At 42.8% G+C, this 23542-nt stretch carries 21 protein-coding genes; 7 read left to right on the plus strand and 14 right to left on the minus strand.

The window, feature by feature from the left end:
- Nucleotides 1-258 precede the first annotated feature (258 nt).
- The gene (locus BY457_RS00955; protein ID WP_106151469.1) at nucleotides 259-861 is read right to left on the minus strand and encodes a superoxide dismutase; all 603 of its coding nucleotides are present in this window, start codon (nucleotides 859-861) and stop codon (nucleotides 259-261) included.
- A 323-nt stretch (nucleotides 862-1184) separates the two neighbouring features.
- Here BY457_RS00955 and BY457_RS00960 point away from each other — a divergent pair, with 323 nt between their 5' ends.
- Complete coding sequence (locus BY457_RS00960; protein WP_106151470.1) at nucleotides 1185-2474, plus strand: MATE family efflux transporter; 1290 nt, start codon at nucleotides 1185-1187, stop codon at nucleotides 2472-2474.
- Nucleotides 2475-2478: 4 nt separating this feature from the next.
- On the opposite strand, the gene BY457_RS00965 is transcribed toward BY457_RS00960, so the two are convergent.
- The 7 genes from BY457_RS00965 to BY457_RS00995 form a co-directional block, all read right to left on the minus strand.
- Nucleotides 2479-3234 (minus strand): ABC transporter ATP-binding protein, encoded by a 756-nt coding sequence (locus tag BY457_RS00965; protein WP_106151471.1) that lies wholly within the window; start codon nucleotides 3232-3234, stop codon nucleotides 2479-2481.
- Between the two features lie 15 nt (nucleotides 3235-3249).
- Nucleotides 3250-4365 carry an ABC transporter permease gene (locus BY457_RS00970; protein ID WP_106151472.1) on the minus strand — a complete coding sequence of 372 codons (1116 nt, stop codon included), beginning with the start codon at nucleotides 4363-4365 and terminating at the stop codon, nucleotides 3250-3252.
- Nucleotides 4366-4371: 6 nt separating this feature from the next.
- Nucleotides 4372-4986: an ABC-type transport auxiliary lipoprotein family protein gene (locus BY457_RS00975; protein ID WP_106151473.1), complete on the minus strand. Its 615-nt coding sequence runs from the start codon at nucleotides 4984-4986 to the stop codon at nucleotides 4372-4374.
- 1 nt (nucleotide 4987) lies between these two features.
- Nucleotides 4988-5935 carry an MlaD family protein gene (locus BY457_RS00980; protein ID WP_258176485.1) on the minus strand — a complete coding sequence of 316 codons (948 nt, stop codon included), beginning with the start codon at nucleotides 5933-5935 and terminating at the stop codon, nucleotides 4988-4990.
- 128 nt (nucleotides 5936-6063) lie between these two features.
- Nucleotides 6064-6354, minus strand: coding sequence for a phosphoribosylpyrophosphate synthetase (locus BY457_RS00985; protein WP_106151475.1), 291 nt, complete (start codon nucleotides 6352-6354; stop codon nucleotides 6064-6066).
- An 11-nt stretch (nucleotides 6355-6365) separates the two neighbouring features.
- Nucleotides 6366-7364 (minus strand): 2-hydroxyacid dehydrogenase, encoded by a 999-nt coding sequence (locus BY457_RS00990; protein WP_106151476.1) that lies wholly within the window; start codon nucleotides 7362-7364, stop codon nucleotides 6366-6368.
- Nucleotides 7365-7546: 182 nt separating this feature from the next.
- Nucleotides 7547-9709 carry an elongation factor G gene (locus tag BY457_RS00995; RefSeq protein ID WP_106151477.1) on the minus strand — a complete coding sequence of 721 codons (2163 nt, stop codon included), beginning with the start codon at nucleotides 9707-9709 and terminating at the stop codon, nucleotides 7547-7549.
- 595 nt (nucleotides 9710-10304) lie between these two features.
- Between BY457_RS00995 and BY457_RS01000 the strand changes: the two genes are divergently transcribed.
- Entirely contained in the window at nucleotides 10305-10655 is a 351-nt protein-coding gene (locus BY457_RS01000) for a DUF190 domain-containing protein (RefSeq protein ID WP_106151478.1), read from the plus strand.
- Here BY457_RS01000 and BY457_RS01005 read toward each other — a convergent pair.
- The 6 genes from BY457_RS01005 to mutY all read right to left on the minus strand — a co-directional run bounded on the left by BY457_RS01005 (nucleotide 10646) and on the right by mutY (nucleotide 15794).
- Complete coding sequence (locus tag BY457_RS01005) at nucleotides 10646-11434, minus strand: geranylgeranylglyceryl/heptaprenylglyceryl phosphate synthase (protein ID WP_308738096.1); 789 nt, start codon at nucleotides 11432-11434, stop codon at nucleotides 10646-10648. The genes BY457_RS01000 and BY457_RS01005 overlap by 10 nt on opposite strands.
- Nucleotides 11435-11490: 56 nt before the next feature.
- Nucleotides 11491-12135 (minus strand): 4'-phosphopantetheinyl transferase family protein, encoded by a 645-nt coding sequence (locus BY457_RS01010; protein WP_106151480.1) that lies wholly within the window; start codon nucleotides 12133-12135, stop codon nucleotides 11491-11493.
- 7 nt (nucleotides 12136-12142) lie between these two features.
- The gene (gene gldD, locus BY457_RS01015; RefSeq protein WP_106151481.1) at nucleotides 12143-12724 is read right to left on the minus strand and encodes a gliding motility lipoprotein GldD; all 582 of its coding nucleotides are present in this window, start codon (nucleotides 12722-12724) and stop codon (nucleotides 12143-12145) included.
- Entirely contained in the window at nucleotides 12721-14049 is a 1329-nt protein-coding gene (gene gldE, locus BY457_RS01020) for a gliding motility-associated protein GldE (RefSeq protein ID WP_106151482.1), read from the minus strand. The genes gldD and gldE overlap by 4 nt, the downstream gene beginning before the upstream one ends.
- A 26-nt stretch (nucleotides 14050-14075) precedes the next feature.
- The gene (locus BY457_RS01025; protein ID WP_106151483.1) at nucleotides 14076-14567 is read right to left on the minus strand and encodes a single-stranded DNA-binding protein; all 492 of its coding nucleotides are present in this window, start codon (nucleotides 14565-14567) and stop codon (nucleotides 14076-14078) included.
- A gap of 153 nt (nucleotides 14568-14720) precedes the next feature.
- Nucleotides 14721-15794 carry an A/G-specific adenine glycosylase gene (gene mutY / locus BY457_RS01030; RefSeq protein ID WP_258176487.1) on the minus strand — a complete coding sequence of 358 codons (1074 nt, stop codon included), beginning with the start codon at nucleotides 15792-15794 and terminating at the stop codon, nucleotides 14721-14723.
- A gap of 104 nt (nucleotides 15795-15898) precedes the next feature.
- Here mutY and BY457_RS01035 point away from each other — a divergent pair, with 104 nt between their 5' ends.
- The 5 genes from BY457_RS01035 (at nucleotide 15899) to BY457_RS01060 (ending at nucleotide 23509) form a co-directional block, all read left to right on the plus strand.
- Nucleotides 15899-16183, plus strand: coding sequence for an HU family DNA-binding protein (locus tag BY457_RS01035; protein ID WP_010663230.1), 285 nt, complete (start codon nucleotides 15899-15901; stop codon nucleotides 16181-16183).
- 237 nt (nucleotides 16184-16420) lie between these two features.
- Nucleotides 16421-17971: an Rne/Rng family ribonuclease gene (locus BY457_RS01040; protein ID WP_106151485.1), complete on the plus strand. Its 1551-nt coding sequence runs from the start codon at nucleotides 16421-16423 to the stop codon at nucleotides 17969-17971.
- An 86-nt stretch (nucleotides 17972-18057) separates the two neighbouring features.
- Nucleotides 18058-19233: an aldo/keto reductase gene (locus BY457_RS01045; RefSeq protein ID WP_106151486.1), complete on the plus strand. Its 1176-nt coding sequence runs from the start codon at nucleotides 18058-18060 to the stop codon at nucleotides 19231-19233.
- Between the two features lie 286 nt (nucleotides 19234-19519).
- Nucleotides 19520-20353, plus strand: a complete 834-nt coding sequence (locus BY457_RS01055; RefSeq protein ID WP_106151487.1) for a DUF6599 family protein — start codon at nucleotides 19520-19522, stop codon at nucleotides 20351-20353.
- A 177-nt stretch (nucleotides 20354-20530) separates the two neighbouring features.
- A complete protein-coding gene (locus tag BY457_RS01060) occupies nucleotides 20531-23509 on the plus strand; it encodes a PEP/pyruvate-binding domain-containing protein (protein WP_106151488.1) in 2979 nt (992 codons plus the stop codon).
- Nucleotides 23510-23542: the final 33 nt, after the last annotated feature.

Consider the following 23542-nt stretch of genomic DNA (forward strand, 5'->3'; position numbering starts at 1 on the left):
GGGGAGTTTTTTTGTGAATGGACTTTTGTCTCTTTGCGGGGTGCATTGCGATTAATAAAGAGAGTGGTTGTGCGGGAAAATTTCAGACCCGGGACGTTACTCTGAGCTATCGCTCTCAGGCTTTCAGTCTGTTTTCATCGCACCTGTCTTATGTATAAGGCAGGTTAAATTTCTCGCATAAAAAATGGGACTGTCTTTTGCGACAGCCCCATTTTGACGTACAAATAAATATTGATCGACAAATGGTTATTGGTATTCTTATTCTTTGAAGAGTTTATTCACTTCATCCCAGTTTACCACGCTCCAGAAAGCATCTATATACTCGGGACGCTTATTCTGGTATTTCAGGTAATAGGCGTGTTCCCAAACGTCCAGTCCGAGAATCGGAGTTCCTTTCAGGTCAGAAACGTCCATGAGTGGGTTGTCCTGGTTAGGTGTGCTTCCTACTTCAAGTGAACCGTCTTCTTTTTTAACCAGCCAGGCCCATCCTGAGCCGAAGCGGGTGGCTGCTGCATTGTTAAACGTCTCTTTAAAGTCATCAAAAGAACCGAATTTCTTCTCAATGGCCGCAAGTAATTCGCCTTCCGGCTTTCCGCCCGCATTTGGACCCATTACTTTCCAGAAAAGATTGTGGTTGAAAAAACCTCCACCATTGTTTCGCACTGCAGTTGAGTGTTTGGAAACATTGGACAGGATTTCTTCAATGCTCTTTCCTTCGAGGTCTGTGCCTTCAACGGCCGCATTCAGTTTTGTGGTATATCCGCCATGGTGTTTGGTATGGTGGATTTCCATGGTTTGGGCATCAATGTAAGGTTCTAATGCATCGTATGCATAATCGAGTTTTGGAAGTTCAAATGCCATAATGTTTAAGTTTTTATGATTAGACAATCAATTTATTTTCTCTTATTTCAGATAAACTTGTCCAAAATTAATGCTTATTTGGATTTATTCCAAATAAATGGGTTTAAAATTTGTTAAATGTTTTGTGGCGTGGCTTCGACAAAATAGTAAACCTGTGTGTGGGTGCTGGTGAGGCAATAAGTGAAAACGGGTTTTCAGTCGCTGGGGTTTGTTATCTTTGCACTCTTCAACTCGTTATCGAATGAAACGAATTGCCACAAGAGGAAATGTATAAGTTCCTTAATGCGAGTTCCATTGGGCCATTATAGACAAATTTTTTTCTAATGAACAAAGAAATACTCCGGCTTGCAGTACCAAATATCCTGACGAACCTCACGGTTCCGTTGCTTAGCATGGTTGATCTCTATCTGATGGGGCATCTCAATTCCACACTTTTTATGGGAGCCGTCGCATTGGGAGGGGTAATTTTTAATTTTGTCTATTGGGGATTTGCTTTTCTGCGCATGAGTATGAGTGGAGTGGCCGCCCAATCGTTTGGTCGGGGAAACCGACAGGAGATGGCGCTGGTTCTGCAGCGCGGGCTAATGGTGGCTTTTTCAGGGGCAGCTCTTTTATTGGTATTTCAGGGGCCTGTGGGTGATTTCAGTTTTTGGCTGCTGGAAGGTTCTGAGGAGGTAAAAGTTATTGCCCGGGACTATTATGCTATTCGAATATGGGCTGCGCCTGCAGCTATTTCACTGATGGTTTTTTATGGATGGTTTCTTGGAATGCAGAATGCTTTATATCCGATGTTGATCTCCGTGAGCGTGAATTTGCTGAATGTTTTGAGCAGTGTTGTGTTTGTGCAGGTATTGGGACTAAAAGCTGAAGGGGTGGCGCTTGGCTCAGTAATTGGTCAGTATGCCGGTCTTGTTATAGCGTTGATATTGTTTTTCAGAAAATATCAATGGGCCTGGCATTTTTTCACTTCGAGGTTGGAGCTTTTGCGCGTGGGATTTTCGAAGTTTATGAATGTGAGCGGGGATATTTTTATTCGTACCCTCAGTGTGATAGCTGTGTTTACTTTTTTTACATCGCGCTCCGCCGGTATTGGGGATGTTACCCTTGCAGCCAATAGTGCCTTGCTTCAGTTTGCTTTGTTGTTTTCTTATTTTTTGGATGGTTTTGCATTTGCAGCTGAGGCCATGGTAGGGCGCTGGTTTGGAGCCAACGACAAAAGAACCTTGAGAAAAACCATCGGGTTTCTTTTTTACTGGGGCTTTGGATTGGGAGCTTTGTTCACCGTGCTTTATGCAGTTGCCGGCGACCAGTTGCTTCACTTTTTTACCGATCAGCAAGAGGTTGTGGACAGGGGGAGTGATTTTCTATGGTGGGTTGTTTTTCTTCCTTTGGTAAGTTTTGCTTCTTATATCTGGGATGGGGTTTATATTGGAGCGACTGCCTCAGTTCCTATGCGCAACAGTATGGTCATTGCTGCCGCATGCTTCTTTTTTCTTCCATTTTTTGTGCTTTTCCCGTATTTGGGGAATCATGCCTTGTGGCTGGGGATGTTACTGTTTATGCTGGCGCGGGGGGTAATTCTTACCATTTTGTTTCCCCGGTTATTGAGGTGAAGTGTTATCCTTTTTTACCTCCTGTTCCTACCGTAAAAAAGTCTTTAAGCGATGGGAGAGGTGATTTTCTGGCTTCTTCCAGCGTCCCGTCAAAGCCAATAACGCCATCTTCCACAAAAAGTATCTTGTCGGCGATTCTCAGAATACTGGAGACTTCGTGAGTGACCATTACTACAGTCATTCCCAGTTGATCCCGTAGCTTCAGTATAAGTTCATCCAGTGCTGCCAGTGATACAGGGTCCAAACCCGCTCCCGGTTCATCACAGAAAAGGACGGGAGGATCCAGAATAATGGCTCTTGCAAGCGCTGCCCGCTTCAGCATTCCGCCGCTCAATTGTGAGGGGTACAGATAATAGGCGTCTTCCAGATTGACCAGGTTAAGTTTGGTTCTGACCATCTCTTCAATCAGTTGTGGGGGGAGGTCGGTGTGCTGTTCCAGAGGAAGTGCCACATTATCACCAACGGTAAGGGAGTTCAACAATGCTCCGTTTTGATAAAACACGCCCAGTTTGAGATAAAAATCAAGCTCATCTTTTTCTTTAAGGGTGGCAATGTCCTGGTCTAACAAATTGACAACACCGGCTTCTACAGGAAACAGCCCCAGTATGTGTTTGAGTATGGTACTTTTTCCTGAGCCACTGCCTCCGAGAATGACTGTTACATCTCCCTGTGTGATCGTAAAAGATACGTCTTTCAGCACTTCGCGGTCATCAAAGGTGACTTTCAGATGATTGATTTCTATTATCTTATTTTCTTTCATGTTGTTGTCTGTGAACTAATAAAACATCAGCCCAAGAATACTGTCAGCGATAATGACCAGGGTGATGGCGGCAACTACAGAGCTGGTTGTGGAGCGTCCGACTCCCTCTGCCCCCTCTTCTACTTTAAAACCAAAAAATGCCCCTGTTACCACAATGATCAAGGCGAATACGATGCTTTTTATCAAGCCGGTAAGAATGTCTTTCTGGTAGAGTGCTTCCGGCATCCGGTTGAAAAATATTTCCGGTGTGATGTCCAGATACAAATAGGCCGCGAGGGCGCCACCTGCAATGCCTGAGATGCTCGCCAGAATCGTCAGAAAAGGAAGGGTAATCAGACTTCCGTATATTTTTGGAATTACCACAAACCGGAGCGGATTGAGTCCCATGGTTTTCAGGGCATCCAGTTCTGAGGTCACTTTCATGGTGGCAATTTCTGCTGCAATGGCTGAGCCGCTCCTGCCCGCCACCAGAATAGCAGTAATCAGAGGCCCCATTTCGGCCATCATAGCAATTACCGTAAGGTCAACAATGTAAATGTTGGCACCAAAATTTCTTAATTGCGAGGAGGATTGCAATGCCAGTACCAGACCAATTATGAAAGCCATTGAAGCGACAATTGGCAATGCATTAACTCCGATTGACACGGCCTGATTGAGAAATTCACCTCTTCGTCGTTGTTTGCTGTTGAAGACATCTTTGACCGACCAGAACAATATGTCTGAAACGAGATAAAAGAAGGTGACGATATATTCATTAAAGATGTGAACTGCGCTGTCGCCCAAACGATAGAATAAGGGCTCCTTTTTTCCGGGAGCCACCGTTTTGTTTTCTACCGGTCGGAAGAGTTCAAGTTTGTTACTGATTTCTTCGGTTGTGTCTTCAATATTTAATGTAATGTTGTGTTGCTGAGCTGTTTTTTGTAATGAATGAAGCGCTAAGGCTCCGGCACTGTCCAGCCTGGTTACACCGGACAAGTTGAGCGAGAAGCCGGTGCCGGGATTCGAGCGGAAAAAGGTCTCCGCATCATGAAGGAAACCGGAACTGTTGTAGATGTTCAAGGGTCCGGAAACATAAATGGTACTTCCTTCAAGATTGAAATATTGCGATGTATGGATGTTTTTTTGCTTCACGCCCGGCTATTGATTTGACAAGGTTTCCTTTGTTTTTGATGCGAAAGCGGCCAGTTCTTCATGAAAAATAAGACTGATTTCTGAAGCCAGAAGGTTCAGGTCGCGTTCACGGAGTGGAGACTTCCTGTCGGCTGTATGTGTTAGTAAAATGGCATCGGTATCTACGTCAATGAGATCAAACTTCAGGTTCAGATGCGCTTCAAATGTTTTACGCTGCGAAGAGACCACCTCCAGATTAAATATGGTTGTCTGAAGCCGATAGTCGGGTGTTCGCTCCCAGAATCGGGCTGCAACTCTGGCAAATGTTCCCGATTCAGCAAGATAATCGATGATGATGGGGGTGAGAAAATCAGCCGGAGGGACTGCCCATTCATGGTTTCCGAAGTATCGCACCTGGTGAGAATTGTCCCGCAGAACAATGCGACGGGTATCAAAAGCCGGATATACTTCCACCTCGTCCACTTCGCACCATGCATCCGGTTGGTGCATCGGGTCTGTCGAAATCATGGTAGAGTCATTCAGAGACTCAATGACATAGTATCTCTTTATAGCCTCTTTCTGAGATCCGCAGCCGGCCACTAAAAATGCAGTAATTAAGCTGAGTAGAATGGGTAGTCTCATATCAATTTTTTAATTGTTCGTCGGGAAGGTTTTTCTGTTTGTTTTTCCGGATAAGCAAAGACGGGTTGTTGTTGATTTTTCTTGAAGCCTCATCCAGATTGCGTAAAGTGGATTTTAGTAATTCCTGACTTTCCACAAAATCACGGGTTCCCTGATTTATATCGTCATCTACCTTGATGAGCAAATCCTGTGTGCGGGCAACTACTCCTGCCAATTCTTCAATCAGTCGAGTTATGTCAGATTCATTAAGTTTCCGGGTAATGTCCCGTGTATTGCCGATGATGTCAGCAATGGAGTCGCTGTCAATAAGTTTGTTGACTTTTTGGAGTGTTTCGTCCAGCGCAATGCTTGAACCCAGCAAATTTTCACTGATTTTGTTGGCATTTCGTATAGCTGATTCAACATCTGACTGATTGTTGTCAATCAGTGAGTCAAGCCGCAAAATGGTTCGGTCGGCATCCAGCGTTAGTTCATTGAAATTGCTGAGCAGCCGGGGCAGTTTTGAGAGTGTGTCAGGATGTGTAATCACCAATAAATTGTTGAGTACGTTCTCTACTTTTGTGGCAATAACTTCGGCTTTTCCTGTAATTTCAGATGTGAGAGAACTCCCGGGCTGAATGTATGAGCCGGGAGAAAGAAGGTTGGCTTCGTTAGTTCCACCTCTGATTTCAATGGCTTTCATGCCTGTTATCCCAAGTGAAACTATTTCTGCCTTTGAATCTTCCTTGATGGGGGTTCCCGGCTTTAATGACAATTCAACTACGATGCTGGTGACATCTTTGGGGTTTATGTTGATGTTAGATATGGTTCCAACGTTTATCCCCAGGTACTTCACAGTGCTTCCGACCTCCATGCCGCTGACCGATACATCCTGAAAGGATACATAATAGGTGTCGGTTTTTTCAAAAAACTCACGGGCTGTGAAGAATGCAATTAAAAAAATGAACATAGCCGAGCCCGCCAGTATAAATATTCCAAGTCTGATCTTTTTCGAACGGTTTTCCATAGTTTGCCTGTAAGGGTTGTGCTGACCTTAATATGCTTTTGCTTTCAGGTTTAACTCAAAGATAATCGTTTTTATTTTCTATCCGGTATTTTCCTGATGGTTTCTATGGCTTGTGAATGCTCGGAATTGAAAGACATGACCAAGGTCCCTTTAGTGCCATCATTGGATTCTATGGCAAAGCAGATCATCTCGTCTGCAGGGTCGGTTGGCCCTTCAAAGCGATAAGACTGAACAATTTTAAGTTGTTCGGGATTGAATTTCTTCTTGCTCCTCAGGGCTTCTATGCACTCTTCGGTGGCGCGAAAATCTTCGGTAAAACCGTCCTTGTTTAGTTTGTTGATTGCTTCTGATAAAGTATCCATAATGTTTTGTTTTAAGGTTTGGGAACTATTTCGTTTTCAAGTGGTTTTCCCTCTTTGAAGTCTTGAATGTTTTGAACCGTTGTAGTTGCTATCTGCTCCAGTGCCTCTCTGGTAAAGAACGCTTGATGCGAGGTGATCAATACATTGGGAAAACTCATCAGCCGCATGATATCTTCATCCTGGATGATGTTTTCAGAAAGATCATTAAAGAATAATCCTTCCTCTTGTTCATAAACATCAATGCCCAGGTAGCCAATATGTCCTTTTTTTAAACCTTTGATGGCATCTTTGGTCTTGATAAGTGCCCCGCGGCTGGTGTTTATAAGCATAACCCCGGGTTTCATTTGCTTAATGGTTGCCTTGTTAATCAGATGTTTTGATTCCGGGGTGAGCGGACAATGAAGTGAAATAATATCTGATTGTTCCAGCAATTGTTGAATCTCCATATATTTCACCCCTTTACTTTTTAAATCGTCATTGGGGTAGGGGTCCTGAGCAATAACATTGCAGCCAAGACCAATCATGTTTGTGCAAAATTCGGCCCCTATCTTCCCGGTTCCTATAACGCCTACAGTTTTTCCCTTGAGGTTAAATCCGGTAAGTCGTTCCAGCGAGAAATTACTTTCCCGCACACGGTTGTATGCTTTGTGCGTTTTTCGGTTAAGCGTGAGAATCAGAGCTAAAGCATGCTCGGCTACTGCGCTTGGTGAATATGCCGGAACTCTAACTACTTTAATGTTGTGTTTTTGTGCCGCTTCCAGATTGACATTGTTGAATCCGGCACAGCGGAGAGCGATGAGCTTAACCCCTTTTTCTGCAATGCTTTTGATGACGTCTGCATCCAATTTGTCGTTAACAAAAACACAAACGCCCTGATGTCCTTTCGTAAGTTCAGTCGTTTCGCAGTTCAGTGTGCCATCAAAGAATGTTAACTCAATGTCTGATTCTTTATTGACGTTCTTAAAATATTCTTTGTCATAAGATTTTGTATTAAAAAAGGCTATTTTCATAAAGTGCCGTTTTATTGGTTCTTTGGGTTATCTGTTTTCTGCTTAAAAGTTGTATTTGCTTTTTATTATGTGTCTGATCAGACCTTGTTAAATTAACCTCTTCGCGGGGTTTAATGTTCGATAAGTTAAACAAAAAAGGGTGCCCCTGCAAGAGACACCCTTTCCGGAAAAAATGAAAAAGCTTATTCTTCTTTGTTTTTGGATGCTTTCTCGTAATCGGCAAGTAATTGTTCCTGTATTTCGGGCGGAACCTTCTCATACTTGCTGTATGACATTGTGTAGAAGGCACGACCACCGGTGAGTGAACTCAGTGATGTGGAGTATTTATTCATCTCTTTGAGGGGGACCTTGGCTTTAATAACCTCAAAACCTTTCTCACTGTTCATTCCTTCGATGATGGCTCTTCGTCCCTGAAGGTCACTCATAACATCACCCATGCGATCAGAAGGAACTCTTACTTCCACATCATAAATGGGCTCCAGAATTTTTGGGCCTGCTTCTTTAAAAGCCTGACTGAAGGCGTGGCGCCCGGCCAGTTTGAAACTAATCTCGTTCGAGTCCACGGGGTGCATCTTACCGTCATATACACAAACCCTGATGTCACGGGCATAGGAGCCGGTAAGGGGGCCTTCTTCCATTTTTTCCATCAAACCTTTCAGGATGGCGGGCATAAAGCGGTTGTCGATGGCACCACCCACGATACAGTTGCAGAAAACCAGTTTCCCACCCCAGTTGAGTTCTACCTCTTCCGTATTTCTTACGTTAACCTTAAATTCCTGTCCGTTGAATTTGTAAACAGTTGGAGCAGGCATGTCTTCGTAATAAGGCTCAATGATAAGGTGTACTTCACCGAACTGTCCGGCGCCACCTGATTGTTTTTTATGCCGATAATCCGCCCGGGCCTGCTTGGTTATGGTTTCCCGGTATGGAATTTTAGGTGTTAAAAATTCGATGGGCAATTTGTCGTTATTCTCAATACGCCACTTCATTGTGTTAAGGTGAAATTCTCCCTGTCCGTGGACAAGGATCTGCTTCAACTCTTTGGAGTATTCTACCACAATGGTGGGGTCTTCTTCGTGCATACGCTGGAAAATTTCGCCCAGTCGTTCGTCATCACTCTCATTTACCGGCCGAACCGCCGTGCGGTATTTGGGATCCGGATATTTAATCGGTTCAAAAATATAGTTACAGCCTTTGGCGTTAAGCGTATGGTTGGTTTTTGTTTCTTTTAATTTAACGGTTGCTCCGATATCTCCTGCCTGAAGTTCTTCCACTTTATGACGGGTATTTCCTGCCACGCAATACAACTGAGACAATCTTTCCTTGCTTTCTCTGGTCATATTGTACAAATCCATGCCTTCTGAAACTTTTCCCGACATCACTTTAAAGAAACTCACCTCGCCGAGGTGTGGTTCTATGCTTGTTTTGAAAACAAATATGGAGGCAGGCCCGTTGGGATCGCAGGGAACATCCTCTCCTTTATTGTTCTTTTTTGGAGGCATTTGTGATACCAATGGGATAATGTTGCCCAGAAACTCCATTAATCGGCGAACGCCCATGTCTTTTACAGCTGAAACGCAAAATACCGGAAACAAGTCTCTTGCAACAAGTCCTTTGCGAATCCCGCGACGCATCTCTTCTTCGTCCAGAGATCCTTTTTCAAAAAATAGCTCCATCAGATCTTCATCATTCTCTGCAGCAGCCTCTACCAGTTCATTGTGTAACTGATCGGCTTTTGCTTTTTCGGCGTCAGGAATTTCCAGTATTTCGGGTTCTCCGCCATCGGGGCCCCATTTGTACATTTTCATTTTCAGGACATCCACCAAAGCATCAAATCCGGGACCTACATTTACCGGGTATTGAACCACCACCACTTTTCGACCAAAAGCCTCTTTGGCCATATCCATGGTGTTGTCAAAATTGGCTTTTTCATGATCCAGCTGATTGGCCACAAATATTACCGGTTTGTGGTAAGTATCTGTATAGCGAAACAGGTTTTCGGTACCTACTTCAACACCTTGTGCGGTATTGAGAACCACCAGCGCTGTGTCGGTTACATTCAGTGCGGTAATGGCGCCACTAATGAAGTCATCAGCTCCGGGAGCATCAATGAAATTTAACTTTTTCTCCTGCCACTCGGTAAAGAGTACCGACGAAAAAACCGAGTAGCCATATTCATGCTCTACCCGGTGATAATCAGATATTGTATTCTTGTTCTCAATATAACCTCTGCGGTTAACAACACCACCCTCGAAAAGCATTGCTTCAGCAAGGGTGGTTTTTCCCGAGCCGCTGCTTCCAAGCAGCGATATGTTTTTGATTTGATCGGCCTGATATACTTTCATAGCAGCATAAATTTAATAAAAGGTTAATAATATTCGTTAAAAAAGGGTTGAACGTAAAATTAGTAAATCCCTGAAAAGATACAAGTAATGGACGAAAAATTCTAATGGCAAAATGTTAATTATTGAATTTTTGTGAGAGGTGTGGTTAAATATAAGTCAATGGTTTTTCTAATCCCTGATTTTCCAAAAGGTTTTAGCCTGCTTTAATGACTGCGTCGATCTTCGATTCTTGAATTATTAAAATGACAGGCACTACTTAATGCCTGTCCATAAACTAAGCAAAATTTGTTTTTAGTACTGTTTCTGGTCAGAAAGTGCCAATTGCTAGACTTGCGAAGCTGCCAAAAACGGAGTTTACTAATCGTAAATGAGTATTTTGGCGGCAAGCGTAACGACGCAAGTGGTACTTTATGGACAGAAACTACTTAATCGAATCTGCAAGGAATACCGCGACTTCTTCAATTATTCCTTGCGGAATTTGGTTAATCCCCGATACAAGGTTGAAATCACTGAAATGTATTCATTGGTAAAAGTTAAATTGAAATTGTCGAAATACATCAGTAAATTGATTATCTGTTTTATCAAATGATGTACTATGAACCTTTCCGGTAGGGTCAAGAAGCTGGTTATTATTGTCGGTGAATCTGACAAAGTATATCAGCGCCCTCTTTTTGAGGCTGTTATTTATGCTGCAAAGAAATATAAAATGTCTGGTGTAACGGTAACCCGTGGTGTGTTGTCGTACGGAGAAAAAAGCCTTTTACACAGCAGCAAAATTTTTGCTCTTTCAGAAGATAAACCAATGATAATAACGTTGGTAGATGTGGAGGACCGCTTGAAAGATTTTGCTTTGATTATTAATCGTCTGCTGGACAAAGCCGGAGCGGGAGGTCTTATTACTTTAGAAGATGTGGAAGTACTCAGGTATGGCGAACATTATGATTGAGCCGTGATTTCTGTAAACTGCTTCAATAATGTCGGATCTTTTTCCAGAACATTTCCCACAACAACGATGTCTGCTCCTGCAGAGAATGCTGCTTTAAGTTTTTCTGGAGTGTTAATGCCGCCTCCAATCATCAATGGTGATTGCAGGTGTTCTTTTACCCGGCGGATCATGTCAGCAGAAATTGCATTCTTTGCTCCGCTACCGGCATCCATATAAATCATTCTTAAACCCAGCATTTCCCCGGCCATGGCGGTGGCAACGGCAATGTCGTTTTTCTCTGCCGGAATGGGGCGGGTCTGACTGATGTATTCAACAGAGGTAGGACTGCCCCCGTCTATAAGCATGTAACCGGTTGGGATGGTCTCCAGCCTGTTTTGGCGAATGGCCGGGGCTGCTGTTACATGAGCCCCGATTAACAGCTCCGCATTGCGTCCCGATATCATTGATAGAAAGAGCAATGCATCGGCTTTGTAAGATACCTGGGAGGGATGTCCGGGATATAAAACGACCGGGACATCTGTATGCTGTTTCAGATACTCTACCACCGGATCTACCGGTTGAGTTGTCAGACTTCCCCCAACCAGAATCAGCTCCGGATGATAAATGTTAATCAGGTGTGTTTGTTTTTCAAGGTCTTTGTCCCGGCACTTGTCGGGGTCAATCAATAGGGCCAGCATTTTGTGGTGCCGGTTTGTATTTTGGAGTATATGTGAATAGATGCTCAATGTTACCTGTAATAATATGATTAATGCTTTACTCTGGTTGTAGCAAATATACAATAGTTCCTGAAAAAGCAGGAACTTTTAAGCGACTCTAACCTGTCTTAATATGCCGTTTAAAGAGTCCAGGCCAGGTAAAAATCCTGGTGAATGAAGTATTGTAAGTTTAACACTTCAGGTGGTTGCGCTCTGTGAGCTACCCTGGCAAGGAAAATTCCACTATCGTCTTCGGGCGTGAAAGGTTGGGAAATGATTTGTTCTTTGAAGATGAGTCCCGGAATTCCACATTGTTTGAAAACTGCTTCTTTCAGGCACCAAATTAGGCCCAGTTGCCGTTCTTTCAGAACAGAATTATTGGATAAAAACGCTTTCTCTTCAGGGTGCAGAAAGCGATTCATAACTTTTTCAATCCTTGACGATGGGTATTCGATGTCCACTCCCGGAATCTTGTCTTTGGAAACTGAGATTGCTGCATACCCTTTCGTGTGGGATATGCTTATTTTGTCATTGCAATCAACCAGAAAAGGCTGTCCGTTATCTTTGTAACGCGCTGCGGGGTAGTGACCTGTAACCAGATGGATGAGAATTCTGGATGCCAGCCACTCCAGCCGGCGTGCGGGAAAACTCAGTCGCGACAGAAATATCTTTTCTTCATCCTTAAGGGGAGGCAGTATTTTAATTAGTTCTTCCTCTGTCTCGCTGATTTTCCATACCACTGTCAGAGGCGTTGAACCTTCTTGCTTCTTAAACAAAACCGGCATACTGCAACTATTTCCAGGTAAGTGTTTCCATCAGGTGAATAATGTCCTGCTTTACAAATTCGAGTACCGGGGCAATGGAGTCCTTGTTGGGGACTGTGTTGAAATATAGAGACCCACGCAGGAAATGGCGGGTGCTGTCGGTGACAAAAAACTGAGCCGGAGAGGCCGTATTACCTTCTATTTCATACAGTATGCCATAGACTTGTTTTTCAGGAGATTCAAAGAGTTGCTCTTTTATGGCATCAGCCTTAATGGTGTGTTTAAAAGCCAACTCCCGGTTGTCCTCAAGTAATTGATAAAGATTGCCTTCAACCGCTTTGTAGCTGATGTGTAATTTGGCATCAAACCGGGGAAAGTCAAGATTTACCCAGAAGGGCTCCTGTGTGCCGGTTTTGTCGGGTTTTAAACGGGCATATTCCGGAAACTCAAACGCATAGGGCAGTGTGGTGTCTGCTTTTTGATATGACTTTTCCGGCAGGGTTATTCTGAAATATCCCCTTGGTTTAGGAGCATAGTTGTTGCTACACGAAAAGAACAGTATTGCGAATAGAAGAAGTGAAAAACGTTGTATCAGTAGTCTTTGTGTCATAAAACCTGCCTTTTTGTAAATTTTATTTTCTTTATCCGCCGTTTGTCTGCTGCAAGTATGGTAAACTTGTATGGACCAATTTCTATAATTTCATGCTTTTCGGGGATAACCCCTTTCACTTCCAGCAATAACCCTGCAAGGGTCTCTGCTTCTCCTTTATAATCGTCGAATATTGACTCGTCGGTCTCTGTGATTTTTGCAAAATCCTTCAGCATGGTTTTGCCCTCAAAAGCTAGTGATCCGTCAGGCTGAACGGAGAAAAAATCTTCTTCCTCATCCAGTTCGTCACTGATCTCTCCCACAATCTCTTCAAGGATGTCCTCCAATGTTACAATTCCGGAAGTACCACCATATTCATCCACCACAATGGCCATATGTATTTTATTGGTCTGAAACTCAGTCAGCAGATCATTGATTCTCTTTGTTTCCGGAACATAAAAAGCGGGCCGAATCAGGTTTTGCCATCTGAATGTATTGTCTTTTCCCAGGTGAGGCAGCAGGTCTTTTACATAGAGGATCCCTTTCACGTTGTCGGGGGTTTCCTCAAAAACCGGAATCCTTGAGTAGCCTGACTCCACGATGACCGACAATACTTTGTTGAAATCACTTTTGATGTCTATATCTGTTACATCTACTCTGGAGGTCATAATCTCTCCCGCGTTGATGTTTCCGAAAGTTACAATGCTTTTGAGAATTTCTTTCTCTTCAAAGACTTCATCCCCTGTAAGATCCAGCGCATCGGATAAATCATCCAGTGAGAGATTTCGTGCTCGTTGTGCAGCCTTATTTCTTACGTACTCCGAAGATTTTACCAAAAGGATGCTGAGTGGCTTCAGCAGATTGGTCGCGGTTTTTAAAGGAAATGCGACACGCAGGGCAAATCGGGCAGGTGATTGTCCTGCAAAAACTTTTGGCAATATCTCTCCGAAGAACAGGATGATGGCTGTGATGATGATTACATCAAATATGAACTTCAGCGTGGTGCTGTCTCCAAAAGATATTAACCCCGAGGAGATAAAGGCTGCCAATATTACAATGCCAACGTTGATGAAGTTGTTGACAATGAGTATGGTGGCCAGTAATAGTTCCGGGTTTTCCAGATGTTTGATGACCTGCTTGCTTCGGGAGGTGTTATTTACCTTCAGATGATCGATGTCATCGGGTTTGAGTGAGAAAAATGCAACCTCAGAGCCTGAAACAAGCGCCGATCCTGCCAGTAAAAAGATGGTCGCAAGAATGGCCACCCCCATACTTGTGGTGAATGGTTGTAGCGATACATCAAAAGCCATTAGAAGAAATCCCGACAGAAGAGGTTCCGTTTCCAAGGATGTAATTGTTTTTTTGTTGTTTATTAAAATGGAAGATCGTCTTCCTGTTCATTGCTGTCGTCTCCGGCACTGAAACCTTCATTTCCGGATGACTGATTTTGTGGGGCCATGCTCTGACCTGAATCCGGAGTCGGTTGTGCTCCTGAATTGCCACTGTATGAATTGTCATCAACGGCGGGATTGTCCGATTTTCGACCCAGTAACTTTACTGTGTCGGCGATTACTTCCGTAACGTACTTGGTTACTCCGTCCTGTTCGTACGACCGGGTGCGAAGCTTGCCTTCCACATACAGTTGTGTGCCTTTTTTGATATATGATTCTGCAACTTTAACAAGACCACGACGTACGGTAACATTATGCCAGTCTGTCCGTTCCGGAATTTGCCGACCGTCACGTGTGGTAAACCCCCTTTCGGTGGTTGCCAGGGTAAAATTGGCTACTCCTTCATTGTTGTCAAAATATCTTACATCAGGGTCTTTCCCTACGTTGCCTACTAAAATTACCTTATTTATCATTGTTTTCAGGTTTTGGATTTTAAAAAGCTAAAGTACTAAACTTTTGGCTGCATTTCATTATTTTTTCAGGATTTTTGATTTGTTTCCATTGGTCAGAAACTGCTGTATCTGTTGTCTGTGTTGGTTGTGAAGGGTGCTGTCGTACTTTTTATTTTAAGGAAGAAGTTTGCTAAGGTTTTCAGCGATAAGCTGTGGGAATGGAATTTCTTTGATTTGGGTGATAGGAATGGATTGAAAAGAGGTTTCATCCGTCCATCTGCTTAAAAATTCCTCAGTAGTTATTTCCACTCTGTAGAAACTGGTATGTAATTCCTGATGAGTGAGCAGGTGCCTCTTTTCCAATAACTTCTTGATGCCTGAAAACCCGGTGTTTTTGTTTTTTAGTTCTTTTTCAATATCATTCGAAGATGCCGGTCCGGGAGTTTCAATCAGCGGGAACTGATAAAGTCCTTTCCAGATATCCTGCCCTGTTCTCTTATTTATAATGATGTGTTGATTCTTTATTATTATAAGGTAGTGCAGATATCTTTTTTTTCTGGTTATTCGCTTTGTTTTTACAGGAAAACGATTTTGTGTTCCTGTGGCAAAAGCATCGCATGTTTCATTTACCGGACATTGCTCACAAAGCGGTTTTGCCGGTTTGCATATCAAAGCACCCAGCTCCATGATGGCCTGGTTGTGACCGGCAGGGTCTTTTTTATCCAGAAAGTCATCGGCAACTTTTGAGAAATGTTTCCGGCCTGCTGTGGAATCAATGGGTAAACCTGTGGCAAAGTAGCGCGACAGAACTCTGTAAACATTTCCGTCAACTACTGCATGCGGTAAGTTATATGCAAAAGATGCTATTGCAGCGGCAGTATAAGGACCAATTCCTTTTAAGTTCTTGATTTTTTTGTATGTTTGTGGCATCTTACCATTGTGTTCGTTGACAATGGTTTGAGCTGCCTGATGCAGGTTGCGGGCTCTCGAATAATACCCGAGGCCCTGCCAGAGTTGCATTAAGCGGGTTTCGGATGCTTGCGCCAATGCAGTTACATCCGGAAAAGCTTCAATAAACCTTTGGTAATAAGCCAGCCCCTGATCCACCCGCGTTTGTTGCAGAATGACTTCTGAAATCCATATTTTATAGGGATCTTTGGTGTCACGCCAGGGTAGTCTGCGACCATGCTCGATATACCATTCTCTGATTTGTTCGGGGAAATTGGTCATTATTAAAATTTTATGCAAAAATAGGGGTTTTGTTTTTTTTCTTATGGAATTCCTTTATCTTTGCATTCTGAATTTCGAAAAAGATGTCTAATTAGTTGATAATTAAATAATTTTATAAAGAGATGACAAAGGCTGATATTGTTAACGAAATTTCGAAGAATACAGGAATTGAGAAGGTTACGGTTCAGAAGACTGTTGAGGCCTTCATGGAAACAGTGAAAGGTAACCTGGTAAAGGGTAAAAATGTGTACCTAAGAGGTTTTGGTAGCTTCGTAGTGAAAAAACGTGCAGAAAAAACTGCCCGTAACATTTCCAGAAATACTACCATTATTATTCCCGAGCATTTTATTCCTTCGTTCAAGCCATCTAAGAGCTTCGTTACGAAAGTGAAAAACAATGTTCAGTAAAGATGTTTAACTGTTAAATTGAAAAGCTATGCCAAGCGGAAAAAAAAGAAAAAGGCATAAGATGTCAACGCACAAAAGGAAGAAAAGATTACGGAAAAACCGTCATAAAAAGAGAAAGTAATCTTTTGACCTCATAAGACTTAAAAGAACAAACTCCCCTTTTTGTGGTGTTTGTTCTTTTGTTATAAGTATAAAATCGCTCTTTGAAATAATTTTTTATTTAACTTAATTCGTATTGTGAGTGCAGAACTATTTGTAGATGTAACTCCCAGCGAACTTGTTATTGCATTGCTTGAAGATAAACGTCTGGTTGAACTCAGACAGGAGCAGAGTAATATCAAATTTGCCGTTGGCGATATTTATCTGGGTAAAGTGAAAAAAATAATGCCCGGATTAAATGCCGCTTTTGTGGATGTAGGGTATGAGAAAGATGCTTTTTTGCATTATTTAGATCTGGGGCCTCAGTTTCAGAGTCTTAATAAATACCTCAAACTCGCCAAAACCAAAAAAGGGAGTGTTTCATTGCACAAGTTCAAACCGGAAAACGATATTAATAAGAACGGGACTATTTCAGATGTGTTAACCGGTGGACAGGAAGTCCTTGTCCAGGTAGCCAAAGAACCTATTTCTACCAAAGGCCCCAGGTTGACATCCGAAATTTCCATTGCTGGTCGAAATCTTATTCTCATTCCTTTCTCTGACCGAGTGTCGGTGAGTCAGAAAATTGATTCTCCAGAAGAACGAAGCCGTCTGAAACGTTTGTTGCTCAGTATTAAACCTAAAAACTATGGTGTCATTATCCGAACCGTGGCTGAAGGTAAAAAGGTAGCCGAACTTGACAAGGAGCTTCGTACCCTCGTTAAAAGATGGGAAGATTCTGTTGCCCGTGTACGTGACGTTAAAATCCCCGGACTTGTCCTGGGTGAAGTGGGACGTACTTCGGCTATTCTTAGAGATCTTCTTAATCCCTCATTTCAATCGGTATATATTAATGATGCCGAAATCTTCAGGGAAGTGAAAGAATACGTTGAGTTGATTGCTCCCGGAAGAGAAAAAATTGTAAAACTTTACAGAGGTGATGCACCTTTGTTTGACCAGTTTGGAATTGAAAAGCAGGTGAAAGCCCTTTTTGGGAAAACTGTTTCCTTTAAGAGTGGCGCCTATCTTATTATTGAGCATACAGAAGCCCTGCATGTTATTGACGTAAACAGCGGTAACAGATCCCGGTCTTCATCTGATCAGGAAACCAACGCTGTGGAAGTTAATGTGTCTGCTGCTGAGGAGATTGCCCGGCAGCTTAGACTCCGAGACATGGGGGGTATTATTGTAGTTGATTTTATTGATATGCAAACGGCTGAACATCGTCAGCGCGTATTTGAGAAAATGAAAGAGGCCATGGACTCCGACAGGACAAAACACAACATCCTGCCACTGAGTAAATTTGGTCTGATGCAAATCACACGCCAACGCGTGAGGCCCGAAATGCATATTCAAACAGCTGAAAAATGTCCTGTGTGTAAAGGAACGGGGGAAATTACTCCTTCTGTCCTGTTTGTTGATTCGTTAGACAATCAACTCCGGTTTGTAGTGCAAGAGCAAAAATTGAAGAATTTGACCTTGTGGGTTCATCCTTATATTTATGCCTATCTGAAAAAAGGTTTTCCCTCTCAGGTACTGAGATGGAAACTGGATTTAGGTTTTGGCATCAAGGTGAAACCCTCCGACTCTATTGCATTTTTAGAATTTAAGATTTTTGATCAAAATAATATAAAGGTCGATCTCAGCTGAGATCGACCTTTTTTGTTTTCAGAGCATTTCTTCCTTATATTTAAGCATTGTGTATCGCTTAATGATTTCCTCTAAATTCTGATCGTATGGACAAATCTTCTTTTAACCGGCGGAACTTTCTTAAACTGGGTGCCGCTGCAACGGCCGGATTTATTTCTACTTCCGGGAAGATGCCTGCTGATATTTCCCGCGTGAATTCGGAGAAGGATGCCGTCATTTATCGACAACTTGGCAATACGGGGATAAAACTTCCTGTAGTTAGTTTCGGGGTCATGCGGGCTGATAATCCAAATATTCTTAAAGCCGCTTTCAATCTTGGATTTAAGCATTTTGATACTGCTCACGGCTATCAGGAAGGACGAAATGAAGAGATGTGCGGGGCTTTCTTTCAGGATAAGCCTCGTGATTCTTTTGTTATTGCAACCAAAGTCAAGCCGGAAAGAGATGCCTCCAGTGACGATTTCCTGAAAATGGTTGACCTCAGTCTGGAAAGGTTGCGGATGGACTATGTGGATATTCTTTATTTGCATGCAGTTGATGATGAAGCGTATCTTCACTCACCTGCATTTATTGAAGCATTGAAAAAAGCTAAGGAGTCGGGTAAAGTTAAGCATGTTGGATTTTCCACCCACCGAAATATGGCAAACCTGATTAATGCGGCTGTTGATAAAGGCTTTTATGAGGTAATTCTGACCACCTACAACTTCAGGTATGCCGGGGATAATGAATTGAACGCAGCTCTCAAAAAGGCCCATGAAGCCGGCATTGGAATTGTGGGCATGAAGAATATGGCCGGAGGATGGCTTGATGAAGAAAAAACCAAACCGGTAAACTGTAAGGCTGCATTGAAGTTTGCCCTTTCCAAACCTTACGTTCACACTTGTATCCCCGGAATTGTGTCTTTTGAAATGCTGATGGAAAACTGGTCTGTTGCTTCGGATGTAACGCTTTCTCCCTCAGAAGAAAGTGACTTGGAACTTGCCCGAAATGAACAGGGAATGTTTTGTTCTGGATGTAATTCATGCGTAGGTCAGTGTCCTCGAAACTTGCCGGTGTCCGATCTGATGCGTTCTTATATGTATAATTATGCTTATGCATATCCTGCAAAGGCTCGTGAAACGGTGCTTTCTCTGAATATTTCTGACGATCCCTGTTCTGGGTGTGTGGAATGCACCGTACATTGTAAAGCGGGTTTTGATGTAAAAGCTAAGATTACAAATATCGCCAGAATCAGAAATGTTCCCGGGGAGTTTCTTGTATAAAGGAATATTTGACCTGCTGAGTTATTGTTCATTTTTTAATTGCTATACCAATGAAACGAGCATGATATCTTTTAAGCATAAATATCACAAGAGAACATGTTTAAAAAATATTATGCGAGAGCGAAGCGGTTCCATTCGTTCTCAAATTTTTAATTAGTTCTTTATCACATAATTACAAAATTTTAAACGAATGAAACGAGCATGGCAACGGTTGCCTCAAAAGAGAATGTAAACAATCAACCATGCGAGTTCCATCAGACCAATACCTTAGATAAATTATTTACTGATGAAACTTTTGTTGTATTCTTTTGCATTGATGCTGTCTGCTTCGGTGAATGCCATTTCTTTTACACCTCCTCAAATAGAAGGGTGGCAACAGGAAGGAGAGGTTGAGGTTTTCGATCAGAGCAATTTATTTAATCATATCAATGGAGCCTCTGAGTTCTATTTTAGCTACAACTTCCAGAAAGTCTGGGTTGTTCGCTATAAAAAAGGGGATGCTGAATTAACGCTTGAAGTGTATGATCATGGTGATTCTAATCATGCCTTTGGCATATACAGCATGGAGCGTCCACCGGAAGCAGATGTGCGGAAAATCGGTGCTCAGGGGTATTATGAAGACGCTATTCTTAATTTTGTAGTGGATCGTTATTATGTGAAAATGAATTCATACCGGGAGCCAGGAGCGGGTAGCAGTGTGCTGCTCAAGACGGCCAATAAACTTGTTCCCGATTTAGCTGAGCATACAGATCTTCCTGCTGTGATTGACCTATTTCCACCCCAAAACCAGGTTCCCAACTCACGGCAGTTTATTCCCAACACATTTATGGGGCTGGAGTTTCTGGGAAGCGCTTTCCGGGCTGATTATGAGAATGAGGAGGGAAAGATAACATTGTTTATAATGGAAAGGGATGAAAAAGAGAAGATAGAAAAGATCCTTCGCAACTATTTTAACTTTGCTCAGATGGAAGTTCCCAGCCTGGCAGAGGGTGATTTTGTGGTTGAGGATCCTTTTAACGGTACTATTTATTTGTATTGGAAAGGTAATAATCTTTTCGGGGTTTCGGGCGACGATGTTCCAGAACTTAGAAACTCTGTTCTTAATGCCATTTTAAAATAGTAAAGTATTAAGTAAATAAAGGTTGTCCGGAAAATTATTTTAACCCCACCCCGGTGTTTTATAAGAAAATCCTGTCTTAGGCAGGATTTTTTTGTCTTTAATGGAGATTGCCCTCTTTGTTTTGTTCTCAAAATCCTATACCTTGTTTTGGTGTTTTATTAAAAAGTAGGATGAACCATGGGCAATGAAAATCATTACGTTGAGCTTTCAAAAATATTCAAAAGAAAAAAATCGGATCAGGATATCTTTCAGGAGTTGATGGCGTTTAAGGTAACCGAGGTGTTGCTTGTTGCCACACATTACGATTCTTACTCCATTGTTCGTGAGGGCCGATTCTTTGATAAAATTTTTGGAGAGTATCTTCAGCTTAACCTTTTTTCTGCCCCCCGTATTACAAGCGTGGCGACATATGATGAAGCTCTTTCGCTCATATCCGAACGCCGTTTTGACATGGTTATTCTGATGGCAGGCCTGGATAAGCAAATGCCTGTTTCTTTAAGTCAGGAAATCCGAAAAGAAAACAGGGAGTTGCCTATCTTGTTGATGGTCAACAATAATGAAGATCTGAAATATTTTGATGAGCCGTCAGCTCCCGGAGGGAGTATCGATAAGGTTTTTGTCTGGAACGGGGATTCCAGAGTCTTTCTGGCCATGATTAAGTATGTGGAGGATAAAAAGAATGTGGCCAATGATGTGGCAGTGGGGGACGTGCGGATTATATTGCTGGTAGAGGATTCGCAGCGTTATTACACCCGATATCTTCCATTGTTGTACTCCATCATAATGACGCAGACGCAAAATATCCTTACAGAGGAGACTTCGGACCAGACCCATAAAATACTAAAAATGCGGGTCCGTCCCAAGGTTTTGCTGGTCAGTTCGTATGAGGAGGCAGTTGAAATTGTGGATCATTATCTGGACAATCTTATTTGTGTCATTTCAGATGTCAAATATTCCCGCAACGGCAAGTTGGATCGGAATGCGGGGGTTGATTTGATAAAGTATGTCAAGTCGAAAACCACACTGCCTGCCTTGTTGCAGTCGTCAGATCCCTCCAATGCTCAAAAAGCTGAGGAAGTAGATGCCGATTTTATAGACAAGAATTCTGATACTCTGAGTATGGATATCTATAATTTTATCCATCAAAAGCTGGGGTTTGGCAATTTTGTCTTTACCAATTCAAGGGGCATTACGCTTGCCACTGCCCGGAACTTGAAAGAGTTTATTCGCTGTCTGCAGGATGTTCCTCCCGAATCCCTTCTTTATCATGCTCAACGAAACGGGATTTCCACCTGGCTGATGGCAAGGGGTGAAATTTCCATCGCCAAACGACTCAGGCCCTACAGAATCGAGGATTTTGACAGTACCACTAAGTTGAGAATGAAAATTCTGGATGTATTTGAGGAAGCCCGAATGGAGCGGTTGAGAGGGCGGGTGGTACAGTTCGATCCTGCGATGGTTCATATGGATCGGTTCGTGATGCGCATTGGAGATGGCTCTTTTGGTGGCAAGGGACGAGGACTTGCTTTTTTGAGCAATTTCATTGAGAATATTGATTTTAATGCCATCGTTCCCGAACTGAATATTAAAATTCCTCCAACAACCATTATTGGGGCCGGAGAGTTTACTGCGTTTCTGGAGAAGAACAACTTTCAGAAATCGGTCTATGACGAGAAAGATTTTGAAGAGGTCAAAAAAAGTTTTATAGCTGCCCGCCTGAGTGACGAGGTTGACCGGAAGTTGCGACAGTACGTTGAATATATGGATGCTCCGCTTGCGGTGCGGTCTTCCGGATTGTTTGAAGACAGCCTTTTGCAGCCGTTTGCCGGTGTTTTCACGACCTACGTTTTGCCCAACAATGATCCCAATCCCGAAGTTCGTTTTGATCAACTGGCTTCTGCCGTTAAATTGGTGTATGCCTCCATTTTTAGTCCCACTGCCAGAGACTACTTTGATGCAGTTCATTATAAGATAGATGAGGAGAAGATGGCAGTCATTATTCAGAAGCTGGTTGGGCAAAAAGCGCATGAGCGTTTTTATCCGCATGTGAGTGGAGTGGCACAATCATTTAACTATTATCCCTTTTCTTATATGAAGCCCGAGGACGGTTTTGCTGTAATCGGGGTTGGACTTGGGAAATATGTGGTAGGCGGGGAAAAGGCCTGGCGGTTTTGTCCCCGGTTTCCCAACCTGGAACTGAGTTCTCTGGGTGACCAGATCAAAGATTCTCAGGACTATTTTTATGCCGTTGATCTTGAGGATACCAGTTCAACCCTGATGGACGGAGGCGAGGATGCTTTTGTTCGGAAACTGGATATCTCCGAGGCCGAGGAGGATGGAAACCTCAAACATTGTGCAATGGTTTATGACATCAACAATGACCGGTTAACCACAGATCTTTCGCTGAGAGGACCCCGGGTGTTGAATTTTGCCAATATCCTGAAATATGATTTGGTTCCGCTGCCTCATGCATTGGATGTGCTGTTGCGTTACTTCAGGGAAGCCATGGGGGCTCCGGTGGAAATAGAGTTTGCCCTGGATCTGGATGCTGCCCCTAATGGACATCCTACTTTGTGGTTGTTGCAGATAAAACCTTTGATCAGGTTGGAGAATCATGTGGATGTGAATTTTGATGAGGTTAGGGAAGAACGCATCGTTTTGAAATCTGAAAAAGGGATGGGAAATGGCCGGTACGAACATATTAGCCATTTGATATTTATGGACGTGGAAAAATTTGATCGTATCAAGACCCGGGAGATGGCTGCTGAGATGGCTGAGTTGAACAGAAAAATGGAGAAAGAGGGGAATGAGTATGTTTTAATTGGTCCCGGTCGCTGGGGAACACGCGATCCATCAACAGGAATTCCTGTTTACTGGTCGCAAATTTCGCAGGCAAGAGTTGTTGTTGAGATGGGACTGCCCGATTTTCCTCTCGACGCTTCGCTGGGATCACATTTCTTTCACAACGTCACCTCCATGAATGTTGGTTATTTTTCCGTCAGGAGAACCACAGATGCGGAATTTGTGGATCTGGACTTTCTTAAGGCGCAAACACCGGTCGAGGAGACAAAATATTTTAAAGTAATTCAGTTTGAAAAGCCGTTAACGGTTCTGATGGATGGAAAAACGCAGAAAGCGGTCGTAATGTGGAACTAGTAGTGCGATCACAAAATACTAATTATTATTTTA

The sequence above is a fragment of the Marinilabilia salmonicolor genome (assembly GCF_003003035.1).
Lineage (GTDB): Bacteria > Bacteroidota > Bacteroidia > Bacteroidales > Marinilabiliaceae > Marinilabilia > Marinilabilia salmonicolor_A.

Coding starts and splice junctions, on each gene's coding strand:
- BY457_RS01045 (WP_106151486.1), top strand. CDS start 18,058: ATGGACAAATCTTCTTTTAACCGGCGGAACTTTCTTAAACTGGGTGCC.
- BY457_RS01060 (WP_106151488.1), top strand. CDS start 20,531: ATGGGCAATGAAAATCATTACGTTGAGCTTTCAAAAATATTCAAAAGA.
- BY457_RS00985 (WP_106151475.1), bottom strand. CDS start 6,354: ATGGATACTTTATCAGAAGCAATCAACAAACTAAACAAGGACGGTTTT.
- BY457_RS01010 (WP_106151480.1), bottom strand. CDS start 12,135: ATGCCGGTTTTGTTTAAGAAGCAAGAAGGTTCAACGCCTCTGACAGTG.
- BY457_RS00975 (WP_106151473.1), bottom strand. CDS start 4,986: ATGAGACTACCCATTCTACTCAGCTTAATTACTGCATTTTTAGTGGCC.
- BY457_RS00965 (WP_106151471.1), bottom strand. CDS start 3,234: ATGAAAGAAAATAAGATAATAGAAATCAATCATCTGAAAGTCACCTTT.
- BY457_RS00980 (WP_258176485.1), bottom strand. CDS start 5,935: ATGTTCATTTTTTTAATTGCATTCTTCACAGCCCGTGAGTTTTTTGAA.
- BY457_RS01055 (WP_106151487.1), top strand. CDS start 19,520: ATGAAACTTTTGTTGTATTCTTTTGCATTGATGCTGTCTGCTTCGGTG.
- BY457_RS01000 (WP_106151478.1), top strand. CDS start 10,305: ATGAACCTTTCCGGTAGGGTCAAGAAGCTGGTTATTATTGTCGGTGAA.
- BY457_RS00955 (WP_106151469.1), bottom strand. CDS start 861: ATGGCATTTGAACTTCCAAAACTCGATTATGCATACGATGCATTAGAA.
- gldD (WP_106151481.1), bottom strand. CDS start 12,724: ATGACACAAAGACTACTGATACAACGTTTTTCACTTCTTCTATTCGCA.
- BY457_RS00990 (WP_106151476.1), bottom strand. CDS start 7,364: ATGAAAATAGCCTTTTTTAATACAAAATCTTATGACAAAGAATATTTT.
- BY457_RS01035 (WP_010663230.1), top strand. CDS start 15,899: ATGACAAAGGCTGATATTGTTAACGAAATTTCGAAGAATACAGGAATT.
- BY457_RS01025 (WP_106151483.1), bottom strand. CDS start 14,567: ATGATAAATAAGGTAATTTTAGTAGGCAACGTAGGGAAAGACCCTGAT.
- BY457_RS00995 (WP_106151477.1), bottom strand. CDS start 9,709: ATGAAAGTATATCAGGCCGATCAAATCAAAAACATATCGCTGCTTGGA.
- BY457_RS00960 (WP_106151470.1), top strand. CDS start 1,185: ATGAACAAAGAAATACTCCGGCTTGCAGTACCAAATATCCTGACGAAC.